The sequence below is a fragment of the Pseudomonas capsici genome, from assembly GCF_017165765.1.
Taxonomy (GTDB): Bacteria; Pseudomonadota; Gammaproteobacteria; order Pseudomonadales; family Pseudomonadaceae; genus Aquipseudomonas; species Aquipseudomonas capsici.
Genome location: NZ_JAFGZD010000004.1, coordinates 317282 through 333392 on the forward strand (window position 1 = coordinate 317282; position 16111 = coordinate 333392).

Genomic DNA, 16111 nt, shown 5'->3' on the forward strand with positions numbered 1-16111 from the left:
GCCCCTTGGCCTTGAGGCAAGAGTTGCACATGTCATCCGGAAACGGTCGGCTTTCCCAGGTGCCGGGGCGACGGTATTCAAAGACCCCGCAATCACAACGACACCACCAGAGGGTGCCCTTGCCCGAGCGGCTTGGACGATACCAGGCAATTGCGGTCATCTTTCCACGTCGCTTGCCGGTGTAATCGGCGGCGTTTTCGGGGCGGGGGGAGAGGTGGGTGAGGATGGTTTGGCTCCTTGTGGTGTTCATGCATGCTTCCTTGGTAAGCGGTTTCTGTCGTGCAGCTCTTTGGGCAGCATCGATAGATTGATGTCGCTGGGCAGATACCAGAGGTTCAAGGCTAGCTGGATGGGGGGGGTTTTAACAGGAAGTATGTTTCCTGTTTTGGCTTCTAGGTAACGGGGGCAATGCCCATTTTTTGAGTGGGCACTGATGGACTGCATGGGTGCGCTAAATAGCTGGAGGCTGTTACCGATGATCTTGAAATGCCCGAGTTCGTTGAACCCTTGCTCAAATTTGAGTAGCCTTACGTGGTCTGGATATATACGGAGCGCGTATTCAGTAGGCTTGAGAGATATCTCTTGATCTATCGTGAATTATGCGTGTTCAGATGCCGCCATTGGTTCCGGCCGTGCCGGTTGATGGGTTCGCCCTAAGGGCATCCGCGAACCCCCCTTACGGGGGGGCTTTTTCTATGACCGGGATCTTCCGAGTTGTAGATTGTTCCCACGATGTCCCCGCACGGGCTCCCCTCTGACTTTTTTCAGAAACAGCTTCCAAGCCTGCATCTTGTCAGCTTTTTTGAAATTGACTGGCTCATTGTCCGCGTCTTCGTCTCGGACATAGGCACTTTCGACGAACAGCTTCAGGGTATTTTTCTTGTTCGCGTCTTTGCGGACGTTGAAATAGATTTCGTATTTGGTATCCCGATAGCCCGAAAGGTGTTGTGGACACTTTGTGGACACACGGTTTGCTCAGGGGCACAAAAATAAAAAAGCCGCGCAAAGCGCGGCTTCCTAAAACATGGTGGGCCCACACGGACTCGAAACGTGGACCAAAGGATTATGATTTCGCCCACATCCTAAAACCTAGACAAAGCTAACGTAGCCGACCGTAGGTACAGAGAGCTAAGCCTGTGGACTGGGCGCTGTAGCGTATTCTAGCGAAACGCTACCAAGCTTGGTACTGTAGCTGTAACGTACCGATTCGGAACGAAAGCACGCGCGGAGCATAGGGGTGGAGGCATCTCTTAGCTGTGCCTCATCTAGCCTGATGTCGTCTGGCGATAGCATCCAAATAATATGAGTAGGTAAGTGGTGGATCCACTATTTCGATGGGCTGGTAGCAAAAAAAAGCTTCTGCCTCACATTAGAGCTCGGTTTCCTCAGGGATTCGGCACCTATCACGAACCATTCTGTGGCTCCGCTTGCCTATTTTTTGACCTCCTGCCTAGGTCAGCTGTTCTTTCAGACCTCAATGAGGACCTGATGCTGGCTTACAGAGAAATTCAATCGAGTCCGGAGAACGTATATAAGGAGCTAGCGTCTTTTGAGATATCTAAGGAGCATTATTATGCGATTAGAGCGCTCGTTCCTAACGATCTATCCGCTCCGTTAAGGGCAGCTCGATTTATATACTTGAATAAGTTGTGTTTCAATGGTGTCTATAGAACTAATAAGTCTGGGCTTTTTAATGTGCCTATGGGGACAAAAACAGGAAGGATGCCTGAAAAAGTAGACCTTTTGAGGTACTCACTTGCATTAAGGAATGTCCATCTAATTGATAGTGATTTCGAGAGCATAATAGAGAATGTTCAGGCTGGCGATCTAGTATATTTAGATCCTCCTTATTCTAAGCCAGAGGCACGTGAAAGAGGTGAGTATGGATTGGGCTCTTTTCACTTTTCAGATATAGATCGGCTTGTAAAAGCTCTGGACAGAATTGATGGGGCGGGTGCCTCGTTTATTTTGTCATACAGCGATTGCGATATCATAAGGCAGGAGTTACGCCACACTTGGCGCACAGAAAAAGTTAGCGTGAGACGTCACGTTGCTGGATTTAGTGCTCACAGAAAAGTGGTAGATGAGTTGATAGTTAGTAATTATCATTGATGACCAAGTTTTGGGTGGGCCTATAAATGAATGTCAGTGTGGCTGTGATTAGCGATCTGCACATTGGAAGTGGTGCTAAGGCGAAGGATTTTTCGCTGGTCGGCACTGATGCTGTCATTGATGATTACCTTGCCGAGTTTAGAAAGTTTGTAGCTGAAGAAGCTATCAATGCAGACTATTTACTGGTTCCGGGAGATATTACTAACTCAGCCTGTCAGCCAGAATTCGACTTGGCTTCCGAGCGGATTTCTGATGTCGCGAATATCCTGAGAGTGCCTGAAAGGAAAATATTGTTCTGTCCTGGTAACCATGATGTTGACTGGGCTATTATTAAAGCGTTTGAAGGGCTAAAACATCCTGAAAGCCATTTGATAAAGTCTAAGTACCTAAACTTTATGGAGGCAGGGATTTTCAGAAAAAATCTAGCAGCAGCCAAAGGACGATTTGACGAAGCGCCTTATCTAGTTGTTTGGGAATTTGATGAGGTTTTGGTTTGTGCTCTGAATACATCAGTTTTTGATGGTCCAGATAAAAAGCCTCACTGTGGAGAAGTTCGCCCGGAGCAACTTGCAGAGATTGATCGAAAGCTGGGTGTTATAGGCCGAAATGAAAAGCTCAAAATCTTCATTTTTCACCATCATCCTATTCAGTATTTAGATGTAACATTCAATGCCCCTGACTTTAGTATTATGTCCAACGCGGCTGGGTTGCTTGACGTGATATCTAAGCATCAATTCGATTTTGTTATTCACGGTCATAAGCATATTCCCCGCTTCAAGATGGAGATTAAGGATGATGGTCACCCACTAAATATATTATGTGCAGGAAGCTTTAGCGCTAGTCTTGATCATAAATATTTTGAAGCGGTAGGTAATAATTTCCATCTTGTTGATTTTCATGATCGGTGTCCTGATAGTAAGTATGTAAGGGGGTCTGTACGAAGTTGGACGCATTTTTCAGGTCGAGGATGGACACCTAGTTTGCGGCGGGCAGGGGTTGAGCGTAAGCAAAATTTTGGCGCTTTCCTACCTCGGCCGCAGCTCGTAAATAAGCTAACTCGGTCTTTTGAGGCTGAGTTTTCAGGCGCTCAGTTTATACAATGGTCAGGGTTCTTGGATAAGTATCCGGAGTTTCGTTACTTTACTAATGAAAATCTCCGGGCGTCACTCAAGCAGGTGTCTGAGTCAATGGGCTTGATACTGCATGAGATCGACGCTCTCAGCCTTGATCAGTTGGTTATTCTCAAGGGGTGAAATATGACAATTTCAACAGTGGCAAAAGCTGTCAATCCATTTGAGAACGACAACGCTCGAAACAGCACTGTCGAAGACCTCCCACGGCAGTTCGTCTGGACTAAAATCTTCAGCAGATTGATTTCCCCAAAAAATCACATAATTTTGGGGGCTCGGGGCTCGGGGAAAACCGCAATAGTTAAAATGCTTTCTCATGAGTATCTTTCTCGATTAGATCATCCAAATGCGAAAGAAGTTATAAGCTCGCGACGGTTTGTCGGGGTCTACGTTCCTATGCGTCTTTCTTGGGTTGGCGAATTGAAAAGTTCAACATGGCTGACCCACGCAGCGCAGGAGTTACATTTCAAGTGGCGTTTGAATGCTGCGTGCTGTGCCTCCTATTTGAATACTTTACGAAGCTGCATCGATAGCTACTCAAAGGATGTGCCTGATCGAATTCTACTTGAGCGCTCTTTATCTGAAAAAATAGGTAGGGCCTGGTTCGAAATTGGAGATTTAAAGAGCCTACGGGAACTGAGAGATAAGCTTTCAGAACTTGAGTATGCAAAGCTTATGGCTGAGCAGCGTGCCCGTGTGGACAGTTCTGTGAGTGCCGCATCAGTAGGTATGGCATTCGAGTTAGGGCTTTTCGATCCTTTAAAGCGGGCGATTGAAATTACCAAGCAACATATTGCTTTCCCTGCTGATGCTGCTTGGGCGATTTGTCTAGATGAGGCAGAATATCTCAGTGAGTTTCATCAGATAATATTGAACTCACATCTGCGAACATACGCTGATGGGCTTGTATTTAAAATAACAACGATGCCCTATAAGCACTATACTCTGGAAACTAATACAAAAGTACCACTGAATAGAAAAGATGACTTTTCCTATATTTATTTAGATAATCTCGATGTGTCTTCGCGCAAGTCTAAAGCTAATGAGTTCGAAGCGTTGGAGAAGTTTTGTGAGGATCTTTTTAGCAAAAGGTTAAAGAACAGTGTATGGGAGGATAGCGGTGTAACGCTAAAGTCTCTACTTGGTAGCTCCTATTTGTTGTCTAACGACGAAAAGCTTGATCAACTTCAGTTGCTGTCGCTGGTGAAAAAGCATTGTAATGAGAAAACCATACGTCGAGCTTCAGAGCTAGTTTCAACTCAAAAGTTTAATGATGAAATTGGGCGCAAACTGAAGGGTGCGCTCCTTTTGCGCGAGCTTCGTAGCTTTCATCGAGGAAATTCTAGTTCGATAGCCTACTCTGGCTATGAAATGGTAATACGCTGTTCAGATGGGAATCCTAGGCGGTTCATAAGCCTCCTTAACGCTTTTTATAATACAGGAGGAGAAATTGGAGGTTTCAAACCAATTTCTCCAGCCGTCCAAGATAAAATTCTACGCTCGTACTCTTACGATGAGTACAGACGAATGGTATATGAACCAAATCAGGGGCAAAAAGTCCATGATATTCTATCTTTGATCGGTAAGTATTTCCATTACTGTCTCCACAATCAGAAGCTGTCAACCGACCTCTTACTGTCGTTTAAGTTTAACGTCGATAATGATGCTGTTTGGAGCGTTATATCAGATGCAGTCGGGCTGGGCTTGGTTCGGCCTATAGCTGAGCGTTCAGGCTATGACAACTTACCAGTAAAGAGTGGGATATTTAGGCTTTCCTATATACTTTCGCCTCACTTCAATTTGCTTCCCCGTCGTGGTAGTGATATATCGCTTAGTGGTATTCTGACTTTCGGTGCAGATCGAGGGATTGACAGGCATATAGCTGCCCAGCAAATGGAGTTGTTGTAATGACTTATTTAGGTGTTAAAGATATTTCTTTGGATGAGGTGTGTTTCTCTAATTATAATTTGGCGATTTTTGCGTGCGGATATGAGGAGCGCGCTATATTTTTTCCAGGCATGTTTGAAGGCGGATACGATAAAGTACTGGTGTTCGGGTTTTCTGGAAATGATGATTCGGACTATCAGCAGAACTCCAATTTCTATGCTCGTAACTCAAGATACAAAACTGTGCCATTAACCTTGGAGTATACGGATTCAGACAAAATATTTACAAACTTGTTTAGCGCTGTCTCTGGTGCAAAAAAAGAAGGTGCGCAGGAGTTCAAAATACTGATTGATTATTCGTCTATGCCTAGATTTTGGTACTCAGAGATATTGAATTTTGTAAAGAATTATGATTTTGGAGTTACAGTTTTTTGTGACTTTGTGTATTCAGTAGGTGAACACTACGGGGTGGCGGCTCCAAAGCAACTTAGCGATCCTATAGTTTTGCCTGGTTGTGCTGCAGTGTCTACGTACAATAAAGAGACTGTCGGGATTTTTAGTTTAGGTTTTAATGAGGGGGGGCCGGTTTGCCTGCATCATAAGATCGAGCCGGATCAGACATTCTCTTTGGTCGCGCGTCCAGGTGCTTTAGAGGACTATACAGAAAAAACATTGCAGAGCAATAAATTCTTCCTGGAGAATTTTTCATCTAGAGTAGTTTATGCTCCAATTCATAGCGTTGATCAATCCTATACTATCCTGCGAGAAATGTTCTATCCATATCTTGGTAGTGCGGGTATCGTAATGGTGCCGTTTGGGCCGAAACCACATGCGCTAGCATCTATCCTAGCCGCGATGAACTATCCTGAGATTTCTTGCCTTTATTCTAGTTTAGGAGGAAGTGGCGGCGCGGTGAAACCTACAGCGGAGGTCGTGATTTGTCGAGTAACGAAACTTGATAGGTATCCGTATTTGTCTTGATGGACGATGAAAAGGGCAGAGGGGTAGGCGCGCAGCCTGCTATAGAGGGGGCGGTCGGTCTACGTTTGCATAGATGTTATTTGCATCGTGAAAGTCGTATCTCGCCCCCTACGCCCCTCACCGCGCGTCGCAGGATTTCTAGCCCTGAAGTCTCAGGCCACCAAATTATGGATTATTGTAACAAGTATGACGGCGTGAGTTTGCTTCAGTGAAAGCGTCGGCGCTTAAAGGTTCATGAACGCATCTCCTCTAAATATATGCTCTTCTTTGTACAGTGAAATGTAGCGAACTTCGATGGATATGTCTTTTCGTATTAGAAAATTAAACATCGCGGACTCGCATCCAGGTTGTACTATTTTCGAAAGACCCAAGATTTCGATTTCAGCACCGGGTTTAACGGCTGCATGGGTTGTTGGCCATGCAATAGAGAAACAATATGGATTTAAGCCGATATCGCGCAAAATTTTTGGCCATTGGTTTAGTCCGAGCCCATTGTATGATTTTCCTGCTACTGAAATTTTCATCGAAGTCAGTATTCCAAGGCCGATTCCTTCATTGGTAAGGTATAGGCCATTTTTGCCTCCCACGCCTGCTAAGTGAGGGGTAACCATAAGGAATGGTCGTACGGAAAGGACATTGTGTTTCCTAGCTATATTGAGTTGGCTTAGCGACACGAATAGAGCGGCAATAGCAACCGCAAGCGCGGCCAGAGATATCAACCGCTCCGGGTTTTTGAAGGAGCCAGACGAAGCAGAAGCTATGATCTTTGTCAGTATGCGCATTATCCTTTGAGTTCTCCTTATTTAAACCGAAATCTGCCTATCAGGGAGGCTAAATTTTAAAATAGCCAGAGTGATATCTGACTCCCTAAAGGGGCTCAGAACGCACCCTAACGTATCTGAATAATGCTCCACCGTTCCAAGCGGCCTCTGATCATACTGCTCATGACATCTGTATGCCTGTCTACAAGACCACTGAGCGCCTCAAATCGCTCGATTGCTATTGGTTCGTAGTTACCTTCATTCAAACGCCGAGAAATTTGATTAAGGTTCCGGCCTAGTGCCAGCAGTTGGTAGTTGTATTCACCTAAAGCTTCGATTTCGGACATGCCTAGCTGGGGCTCGTGGGTAAGCCTATGCGAATGGGATCTACAATCCAGCGTCGCGAAGAACAGCACTCAGAATTGGCACGCTCTCTGATAGCTGCTAGCTCGGAGCTGTCAACATGATTTCGAAGCGTTGCTTTTTTCTTTAACGCCCTCTACTTGCTTATAGGTTGTACGTACTTTATCGGCAGCTAAATCTACTAGCTGATGTTCAATGGCTTCCTTTAGGGCGGTTTCTGGGGTTTTGCCACGGCTAGCGCAGTAAGCAATCCAGCGATTTGCACCGAGGTGAATCGCGATAATTGGCAATAATCTCGGATGACAGAGCTGCGAGCGAGTATTTCCCCAGATGCTGGATCAACTACTGAGCCTTGGTCGCCTCGGCCTTCTGCGTGGTGGGCTTTTTGGTATGGCTGACTTCGCGCAGATATCGCTGCAGCGCATTTTCGAGTGCCAGTCGCTCAGACCCGCTGCATTGGATATACACGCCGCGCACCATTGTCTTCGGTACGTCGTGACCAGTCCTCGGCGTCGCGTTTGGTGCGGAAGGTTTTGGCGTTGGTCGGCCATCCGGTCTTGTGGATGACGGCCTTCCAGTTGCCGGCAGGGGGGTTGACGATTGTGGCCATCTGAAGGACTCCAAAGGCGTGCAAGCGAAGCCGCACTGTATTTGTACCTTCGGACCATAGGGCTGATCCGGCTGCCACAAACCCAAAACGACAAAAGCCGCGCAAAGCGCGGCTTCCTAAAACATGGTGGGCCCACACGGACTCGAACCGTGGACCAAAGGATTATGAGTCCTCTGCTCTAACCAACTGAGCTATGGGCCCTCAGTAGGCCGCGGATTATAACGGCGGTTTCGCGGCTGTGCTATCCGAAAAATCCGAAAGATTCATAAGAAGAAATCTGGAGCAGAATTCCTCGGGTGGCAAGGGCAGGCTGACGATGTAGCCCTGGATCTGTTCGCAGCCTTGTTCGGTGAGGAATTTCTGTTGTTCGGGGGTCTCCACGCCTTCCGCGATGATGGTCAGTTGCATGCTGCGGCCAAGGGCGATGATGGCGCGGACGATGGCTGCGTCGTGGGTGTCTTCCGGGAGGCCGCGGACGAAGGACTGGTCGATTTTCAGGATGTCCAGCGGCAGGCGTTTGAGGTAGCTCAGGGATGAGTAGCCGGTGCCAAAGTCGTCGATGGCCAGCTGGACGCCGAGTTTTTTCAGTTTGTGCAGCACCGACAGGGCTTCTTCCGTCTGGCTCATGATGAAGTTTTCGGTGATTTCCAGTTGCAGGCAGCCGGGCTCCAGGCCGTTGTCGGCAAGCAGTTGTTCGATGCGTTTGAGCAGGTTGGGCTGGCGCAGTTGTGCACCGGCCAGATTGACCGAGAGCGGGCCGAAGGGCGCGTAGATCTTGCGCCATTCGCACATCTGGCGGCAGGCATGTTCCAGCACCCAGTCGCCGATCTGCAGGATCATGCCGTTCTCTTCCGCCAGCGGGATGAAGTGCTCGGGCGGTACTTCGCCGAAGGTCGGGTGGCTCCAGCGAATCAGGGCTTCGGCACCCACCAGTCTGTTGGTCAGCAGGCTGGTCTTGGGTTGGTAGGAGAGGCTCAGTTCGTTGCGTTCCAGGGCTCTGCGCAGTTCCTGCTCGAGGGCGATTCGTTCGCTGGCCTGGGAGGTCAGGTCGCGGGTGTAGCTTTCGATCCGGTTGCGTCCCTTGGCTTTGGAGCGGTACATCGCCGCATCGGCGTTCTTGACCAGTGTGGCGACGTCGGTGCCGTCGGTGGGGAACAGGCAACTGCCGATGCTGGCACTCATGAAGAACTCGTGCTCGCCAGCCTGGAAGGGTGCGGTAAAGCAGGCCAGGAGCTTGCTGCCGATGGTTTGTGCATCGCCGGGTTGCAGCAGGCCGGGCAGCAGGACGATGAATTCATCGCCGCCCAGGCGCGCTACGGTGTCGATGTCGCGCAGCGTCTCCTTGAGGCGCTGTGCGATGCCTTTGAGGAGCAGATCGCCCACAGGGTGCCCGAGGCTGTCGTTGATGTGTTTGAAGCGATCCAGGTCGATAAACAGCACGGCACCGAGGCTGCCCGACTCTTCGCTGTGCAGCAGGGCGGAGTGCAGGCGGCTTTCGAACAGGGTGCGGTTGGGCAGGCCGGTCAAGGGGTCGTGGTGGGCCTGATAGTCCAGGCGCGCCTGGGCGTGCTTGAGGCTGGAGATGTCGGCAAAGACGGCGACGAAGTGGGTGATGAATCGATCCTTGTTGCGCACGGCGCTGATCGTCAGCCAGCAGGGGTAAAGCTCGCCATTCTTGCGGCGGTTGCAGATTTCTCCCTGCCAGTGTCCTTCGGCCCCCAGTTGATGCCACATGGCCGCATAGAATGCGCTGTCATGCTGGCCCGAGGCGAGCAGGCGGGGTGTCTGGCCCAAGGCTTCTTCCTCACCGTAGCCGGTGATTTCGCTGAAGGCCCGGTTGACGGCGTTGATGCGCTGACGCGTATCGGTGATCAGCACCCCTTCGGCAGTGCTCTCGAAGACCGTGGCGGCCAGGTGCAGTTTTTCCTGCATCTGCTGGCGTTCGGTAATGTCCCGGGCCAGGGTCATGATGCATTCTTCCCCGCCGATGAGCAGAGGGTGGGATGACATTTCGCAAAGCCGGACCTGGCCGTCCAAGCGGCGGATCTGGCCGCGAAAGTCCCGTACCACGCCATTCTGCTGCAATTGCTTGATCAGTTGCTGGCGTTCGTTCGGGTCGACCCATATCTGCAGATCGAGGCCTGAGCGTTCCAGGCACTGGCTTTCGCTGTAGCCGGTCAGTCGACAGAAACCTTCATTGACCTCCAGCAGCAGGCCGTCGCTGGTGCGGGCGATAAGCAGGCCGTCGGGAGAGGAGTGGAAAGCCTTGGCGAATTTCTCTTCGGAGAGCTGCAACTGCTGCTGAGCCTGCTTGAGAGGAGTGATGTCGCTGACGGTGAGCAATACAGCAGGCGTGGTGCTCATCTCGAAGGGCTCGGCTGACATCAGGCAGGAAAAGGTACTTCCATCCCTGCGACGCAGAGGCATTTCCAGATTGCGGATCCGGCCTTGCTGCAGGCGCTCCAGCAAGCTCGGGCCGACTCCCGGCACGGCCCACAGATTGATTTGCGTGGCGGTTTTACCGATGACGTCTTCGCTGCTCATGCCGATCTGAGTTTCGAAGGCCTTGTTGACTTCAAGGATGATGCCGTCGGACAGGCGAGCGATGATCAGGATGTCCGGGCACTGGGCAAACACCGAGGCGAATTTGCCCTCGGACAGACGCAGGGCCTCCTCGGTCTGTTTGCTGTCGCTGATATCGATCATCAGGCCACGAATGATGGGGTCGGGGCCGCGCTTGATAAGGCTGACGATGTCTCTGATCCAGAGTATCCGTCCTTCGGCATTGCGGACCCGGTAGTCGAGGCTGTGATCGTTGCCGCTCAGGGCCTGTTGCTTGCAGAAGGTTTCGGCTGCATCCACGTCTTCAGGGTGCACGATGCTGCGCCAGAAGCCAGGTTGCAGCCATTTCGACAGGGGATAACCCAGCAGGCTTTCCGCCTGAGGCGAGACGTAGTTGTAGGTCATCTTTTCCGGGTTGGCTTCCCAGGCCACGGCGGAAAGGCTTTCTACCAGCCCCCGGTAGTGATGTTCGCTGCCACGAAGTTTTTGTTCCAGTTCGATGCCGCGGGAAATCTCCAGGCTGAGCTTTCGGTTATTACGAATAACCGCTGCAAGCGCTGCTGAAAGTAGTAATAAGCCTGGCAGGCCATAAAGTAGAAAATTTTCCCAATGCACCGGCTCTTTGTTTTCCCAGTTGTGGGTTTCGGGCTGTTGCAGGCTGGTCGGCGTGCTGTCCGACGCGAGTAGCAAGGCTTTCGAATCCTGCTGGGCGAGCCAGGAGTCGGGGTTCTGTGTGTGATATGGCCGGGCCGGTAAGTCCGGGGTGTTGGCGTTTGCTATGGAGCCGATCAGACAAAAGAGTGTGATGGCCGACAGTCGTAACATGGCAGCCTCATAGCGGCGGATAGTAATGAGACGAGTGTAGACGGCGTTGGGAAAGGGGTGAAAAAACTACTAACCGGAAAGTGTTATCCCGGAAAAGCAAAACCCCCGGCGGGCCGGGGGTTTTTGACTTGCTTGTGCTGTTACTCGTCAAGGAACGAGCGCAGGTGCTCGCTTCTTGTCGGGTGACGCAGTTTGCGCAGTGCCTTGGCTTCGATCTGACGAATCCGCTCGCGGGTTACGTCGAACTGCTTACCAACCTCTTCCAGCGTGTGGTCGGTGTTCATGTCGATGCCGAAACGCATACGCAGAACCTTGGCTTCGCGGGCGGTAAGACCCGACAGCACTTCGCGTGTGGCTTCTTTCAGACTTTCAACCGTGGCGACATCGATTGGCGACTGCATGGTCGAGTCTTCGATGAAGTCACCCAGATGCGAATCTTCGTCGTCACCGATCGGGGTTTCCATGGAGATCGGCTCTTTGGCGATCTTCAGTACCTTGCGGATCTTGTCCTCAGGCATTTCCATGCGTTCGCCCAGCTCTTCCGGAGTCGGTTCGCGACCCATTTCCTGCAGCATCTGGCGGGAAATACGGTTGAGCTTGTTGATCGTCTCGATCATGTGCACCGGAATACGGATGGTGCGTGCCTGGTCGGCAATCGAGCGAGTGATCGCCTGACGGATCCACCAGGTTGCATAAGTCGAGAACTTGTAGCCGCGACGGTATTCGAACTTGTCCACCGCTTTCATCAGGCCGATGTTGCCTTCCTGGATCAGGTCGAGGAATTGCAGGCCGCGGTTGGTGTACTTCTTGGCGATGGAGATAACCAGACGCAGGTTCGCTTCGACCATCTCTTTCTTCGCGCGGCGGGCCTTGGCCTCACCGATCGACATGCGACGGTTGATGTCCTTGATCTCGGCAATCTTCAGGCCGGTTTCTTCTTCGAGCGCGGTCAGCTTCTGCTGGCAACGCTGGATGTCCGGCTGCAGACGGGCAATGGCTTCGGCGTATTTGCTCTTGCCCTTGGCCAGTGCGTCGGTCCAGCTTTCGTCAACTTCATTGCCCGGGAACTGGCGCAGGAAGTCGGCACGCGGCATGCGCGCATCACGAACGCAGAGCTGCATGATCGCGCGCTCCTGGGCGCGGAGGCGATCAAGGGCGCTGCGAACGCGTTCTACCAGGCCTTCAAACTGTTTTGGAACCAGTTTGATCGGCATGAACAGTTCGGCCAGGGCAACCAGCTCGGCGATGGCATTCTTGTCTTCACGACCGAATTTCTTCAGCGCCTTGCGGGTGATTTCCATCTGCTCGGCAACGGCACCGAAGCGCTGTTGGGCAATGACCGGGTCCGGACCGCTTTCGGCTTCTTCTTCATCGTCGGAAGCGTCGCCCGATTCGTCCTCGTCATCGTCGCTTTCGTCAGCCTTGGCTGTCTTGGTGTCGAGAGGTGGCGGGACTTCGGCCGGCGGCGCGATGCCGTCATCCGGGTCGATGTAGCCGCTCAGAACGTCGGACAGGCGGCCGCCTTCGCTCGTGACGCGATCGTATTCGGAGAGAATATGCTCAACCGTGCCAGGGAAGTGCGCGATGGCGCTCATCACTTCACGGATGCCTTCCTCGATACGTTTGGCGATTTCGATTTCGCCTTCACGGGTCAGGAGTTCAACGGTACCCATTTCGCGCATGTACATACGCACGGGGTCGGTAGTACGACCGATGTCGGTTTCAACCGCTGCCAATGCTGCGGCCGCTTCTTCTGCGGCGGCTTCATCGGTATCGGCATCGGCCAGCATCAGGGCGTCTGCGTCCGGAGCACTCTCGTGTACCGGGATCCCCATGTCGTTGATCATGCGGATGATGTCTTCCACCTGCTCAGGATCTGAAATATCCTCAGGCAAGTGGTCGTTGACCTCTGCGTAAGTCAGATACTTCTGCTCACGACCCAGAGTGATCAACTCTTTGATACGAGACTGCTGTTGCGCTTTTCCGGACATAACACCCTATCCACTGAAGGTCTTGGCGGGCAAAAAACAAGCCGAGGATTATACCCGAGCTGTGACCTCACGCGCCAGTTGAGGTCGGGTTTTGTGCAGAAACATTGCGATTATACAGCTGGACTAGCAGGGTTTTTTCCTCTGCGGATAGGCCGACTTTGCTACTTTTGTCGACCAGTTCATCAATGCGTCGCACACGTTGTCTATCTGATAGCCTAGTTATAGTGTCGAAAAACTGTTGTTCAAGGTTGTCGGCCTCGATCAACCATTCCTTTTCTGCCAATGCGCGCAGCAATCGGCCCTGCTCTGTGCCATGCCAACGCGCTATCAATTGTAACGACCGAAGATTCGGATTCTTTTGTCTGGCCTCTATCAGGGCGACCAGCAGTTGCGCCTGCATTTGGTTTTCTGCGGCGAAATGGCTCGCATTTTCGACTTTCTCGGCCAGTTCCGGGTGATGCAGCAGGGTTCTCAGCGCTGCCTGCATCGGCGGTTCGACGGCCGTTGGTACGCGTGGTGCACGAGGTTCGAACTCCTGACGCTTGCCCTTTTTGTCCCAAGGCTTCTTGTCCCATTTTTTCTGATTCTGACCACCGGCTTTCTTGGGCGTCCATTGTGGCTGCTCTTCGTAGCCACCGTGCTGCTGGTAATCCGCGAAATCCGGCATGGCGTCGTAATCGACGTACGGATCGTAGCTGGGAGGCACATCTGCAGGTGCACTTTGTACCAACTGGCTGACGGCTTCGTTGTTGAGGCCGGTGATTTCGCTCAGGCGCTGACGCATCAGTGCCCGCAGATTGGTGCCGGGAACCTTGTCGATCAGCGGTGCTGCGAGGGTGGCCATATGGGCCTTGCCTTCGAGGGAGCGCGGGTCGGATTCCTTGGTCAGCTGCTCGAAAAAATAGTCGGCCAGCGGCTGGGCATGCTGATTGATGCGCGCCTTGAACGCATCGGTGCCTTCGGAGCGCACCAGACTGTCCGGGTCTTCGCCTTCGGGCAGAAACAGAAAGCGGGCGCGGCGTCCGTCCTGCAGGCTCGACAGGGTGGCTTCCAATGCCCGCCATGCGGCATTGCGGCCGGCCTGGTCGCCGTCGAAACAGAACAGCACGTTGGGCACGACCCTGAACAGTCGTTTCAGGTGTTCTTCGCTGGTTGCGGTGCCCAGAGTGGCGACGGCATTGCGCAGGCCTTGCTGAGCCAGGGCAATGACGTCCATGTAGCCTTCGACGACGATGATCTCGTCGAGATTGCGATTGTGTTTGCGAGCCTCGAACAGGCCGTACAGCTCCTGGCCCTTGTGAAAGACAGGAGTTTCAGGTGAGTTCAGGTACTTGGGCTTGTCGTCGCCCAGTACCCGGCCGCCAAAGGCGATGACGCGGCCTCGTGAGTCGCGGATCGGAAACATGACCCGGTCGCGGAAGCGGTCGTAGCGTTTGCCGGTCTCCGCGTTCTCGATCAGCAGGCCGGCATCGATCATGACCTTCTGCTGAAGTGCGTCGCTGCTCAGGTGCTTGTAGAGGTTGTCCCAGCCAGGAGGGGCGAACCCCATGCCGAAGTCCCGGGCGATTTCGCCGGACAGGCCGCGCCCCTTGAGGTAGTCCACGGCGGCCTTGCGCATCGGGTGGCTTTTCAGGGCCTGACGATAGAACTCGGCGGCGGCTGCCAGCAGCGGGTACAGCGGGGAGTCGGTCGGCTGACGTGGCTTCTGGCCTTTGACGTTCTGTTCGCGGGGGACTTCCATGCCTGCCGCTTTGGCAAGCTCCTCGACCGCCTGGGGAAAGTCCAGGTTGTCGTGGTCCATGACAAAGCCCAGCGCGTTACCGCCGGCGCCACAGCCGAAGCAGTAATAGAACTGTTTGTCCGGGCTGACGCTGAAAGAGGGGGTTTTCTCTTTGTGGAACGGGCAGCAGGCGCTGAAGTTCTTCCCGGTTTTCTTCAGTTGCACGCGCGAGCTGACCACATCGACGATGTCGGTGCGGTTCAGAAGGTCGTCAATGAAGCTTTGGGGAATCAGCCCTGCCATTGCGTTCTCGTCATCAGGCGTATTACGAAATTATCGTGGCGAATCTGTCAGCGTACGCGAACATTTCAGCCGCCTCTGTCAGCAAGAATAGCGACATGCGGACGGGTATCGGCATCCGATAATCGGGCCTGCAGCCTTGAAAGGAAATAAGTGCGTAGCGATTTCATGTGAATTCGACTTCAGCCTGTAGCCTTGGTGTTCACTGAGTGATCGCAAGAGACGCTGCCTTGGCTGAGCTTCTTGCGAAGTCATCAAGGCATGCTCGTCATGCTCATTGATCAAGCCTGCCCGAAGGACAGATCAATCAACGTTGCCTGAAGCAGGCTGGACGTGCTTTGACGGATTTGTCTTGGTCGCATGTGCGGCTTCGACTGCTTCTGTCAATGATGCGTGAAGCTGGTGCTCCAACTGCCGACAGCCCGGCGTTCTAAGGCCGGGCAAGGCAGAAGCTTGCGACGTAAGGCTGTAAATTAATACAGACGAACGGCGCGGCGCTGTTCGCGCTGGACTTTCTTGGCGTGACGTTTGACAGCAGCAGCTGCCTTACGCTTACGCTCGGAAGTCGGCTTCTCGTAAAATTCGCGGCTACGAACTTCAGCCAGAACACCGGCTTTTTCGCAGGAGCGCTTGAAACGACGCAGAGCTACGTCGAAGGGTTCGTTCTCTTTAACTTTGACGGCTGGCATCCAGAGCTACCTTCATTCATTACCGGGGTCAACGCCTCGTGCAAACACTGCACAAAAGTACGTCGGTTTTTAAGGGTTGCGGATGTTAACCCCTCATTGAGAGGAATGCAAAGCCTCTGATCGAAAACCGCTGGTCGGCGTCTTTGGTGACGACTATCATGCGCGCCTTCAAATCTGCCCC

The 16111-nt window shown here is 52.3% G+C and carries 8 protein-coding genes, 1 tRNA gene and 2 pseudogenes; 4 read left to right on the top strand and 7 right to left on the bottom strand.

Going from position 1 to position 16111, the window contains the following annotated elements; all coding sequences use genetic code 11:
* The first annotated feature begins 1317 nt into the window (after positions 1-1317).
* Genes JSY17_RS07830 through JSY17_RS07845 form a run of 4 tightly spaced genes read left to right on the top strand, consistent with a single transcriptional unit; the run spans position 1318 to position 6109 of the window.
* A complete protein-coding gene (locus tag JSY17_RS07830; RefSeq protein ID WP_332875301.1) occupies positions 1318-2112 on the top strand; it encodes a DNA adenine methylase in 795 nt (264 codons plus the stop codon).
* Positions 2113-2138: 26 nt separating this feature from the next.
* The gene (locus JSY17_RS07835; protein WP_206401486.1) at positions 2139-3365 is read left to right on the top strand and encodes a metallophosphoesterase family protein; all 1227 of its coding nucleotides are present in this window, start codon (positions 2139-2141) and stop codon (positions 3363-3365) included.
* 3 nt (positions 3366-3368) lie between these two features.
* On the top strand, positions 3369-5150 hold the full coding sequence (locus JSY17_RS07840; RefSeq protein WP_206401485.1) for an ORC-CDC6 family AAA ATPase: 1782 nt from the start codon (positions 3369-3371) through the stop codon (positions 5148-5150).
* Complete coding sequence (locus JSY17_RS07845) at positions 5150-6109, top strand: hypothetical protein (protein ID WP_206401483.1); 960 nt, start codon at positions 5150-5152, stop codon at positions 6107-6109. Before JSY17_RS07840 ends, JSY17_RS07845 begins: the two co-directional genes overlap by 1 nt.
* Positions 6110-6333: 224 nt before the next feature.
* On the opposite strand, the gene JSY17_RS07850 is transcribed toward JSY17_RS07845, so the two are convergent.
* The 7 genes and pseudogenes from JSY17_RS07850 to rpsU form a co-directional block, all read right to left on the bottom strand.
* Positions 6334-6891: a hypothetical protein gene (locus JSY17_RS07850; protein WP_206401482.1), complete on the bottom strand. Its 558-nt coding sequence runs from the start codon at positions 6889-6891 to the stop codon at positions 6334-6336.
* 612 nt (positions 6892-7503) lie between these two features.
* Positions 7504-7843: pseudogene (locus JSY17_RS07860) on the bottom strand (site-specific integrase); the annotation flags it as partial.
* Between the two features lie 124 nt (positions 7844-7967).
* A tRNA-Ile gene (locus JSY17_RS07865) sits at positions 7968-8044 on the bottom strand.
* Positions 8045-8059: 15 nt separating this feature from the next.
* A pseudogene (locus tag JSY17_RS07870) lies at positions 8060-11005 on the bottom strand (EAL domain-containing protein); the annotation flags it as partial.
* Between the two features lie 365 nt (positions 11006-11370).
* Entirely contained in the window at positions 11371-13221 is a 1851-nt protein-coding gene (gene rpoD / locus JSY17_RS07875; protein WP_117166847.1) for an RNA polymerase sigma factor RpoD, read from the bottom strand.
* Positions 13222-13288: 67 nt separating this feature from the next.
* On the bottom strand, positions 13289-15244 hold the full coding sequence (gene dnaG, locus JSY17_RS07880; protein ID WP_206401475.1) for a DNA primase: 1956 nt from the start codon (positions 15242-15244) through the stop codon (positions 13289-13291).
* Between the two features lie 470 nt (positions 15245-15714).
* Positions 15715-15930 carry a 30S ribosomal protein S21 gene (gene rpsU / locus JSY17_RS07885; RefSeq protein ID WP_002551877.1) on the bottom strand — a complete coding sequence of 72 codons (216 nt, stop codon included), beginning with the start codon at positions 15928-15930 and terminating at the stop codon, positions 15715-15717.
* Positions 15931-16111 lie beyond the last annotated feature (181 nt).